At 67.0% G+C, this 688-nt stretch carries 2 protein-coding genes; both read right to left on the bottom strand.

All coding sequences use genetic code 11. The annotated features are described in order from the left end of the window. On the bottom strand, nucleotides 1-430 hold a 430-nt coding region (locus D3D02_RS18260; RefSeq protein WP_121571325.1), incomplete at its 3' end, for a DUF3368 domain-containing protein. Beyond that, the coding region (locus D3D02_RS18255) for a UPF0175 family protein (protein ID WP_121571324.1) at nucleotides 427-688 on the bottom strand (262 nt) is incomplete at its 5' end. The genes D3D02_RS18260 and D3D02_RS18255, both read right to left, overlap by 4 nt.

Here is a 688-nt window from a genome sequence, read left to right as displayed (position 1 = left end):
CGTCGATCGCCTCGGCGGACAACTTTCCGCGTTTCACCGCCGGGAGGAAGACGTGCGCGGTCCCGCGTGTCTCGACCCCCCCGACCGCAGCCGCCGAGCGACCCGCGGCCTCGTCCATTACCGCGACGCCGTCGCGCGCGTCGGCACACGCGAGCACCGCGACATCGGCGTTGCTCAGCCCTGAATGACGCTCAAGCCGTGTCGCGACCGTGGAGCCGTCGAAGTTGACCTCAACGACGTCGAGGTTCCCGCCCTCGACCGCCCGCTCGATCCAGCGCGCGTCGTTGTAACCCGCTTCGACCCTCTCGGTCACGACCTCGTGGTACACCCATTCGAGGACGAGCTGCGGGTCCGAAAGTTTCTCGACGACGCCCAGCCGTTCCGCCCTCGCGAGGTAGATTAGTGAGGTCGCGTCGAAGATCCAGGTCACAGGTTGTCGAGGTCGGCTTCGAGGTGGTCGGACGAAACCCACGGGCGGTCAGATTCTCTGACGAGCCGCGCGAACTCCCAGACCGACATCTCCGCGAGCCCGGCGGCCCTGGCAAGCGATACCTCACCATCCGCGAACCAGTCGAGCGCGCGTTCCCGGCACCACTCGTCGAGCCCCTCAGCAAGGAGTTTCCTGACTGCCGTACTCCGGTCGAGACGCTCGGACTCGAGGTACGCCTCGAGTTCGGCTTCGAGGTCG

The organism is Halobellus sp. Atlit-38R (assembly GCF_003665925.1).
Classification (GTDB): domain Archaea; phylum Halobacteriota; class Halobacteria; order Halobacteriales; family Haloferacaceae; genus Haloquadratum; species Haloquadratum inordinatus.
The sequence above is the reverse complement of the archived record's forward strand: the minus strand, read 5'-3'. Positions and strand labels throughout refer to the sequence as shown.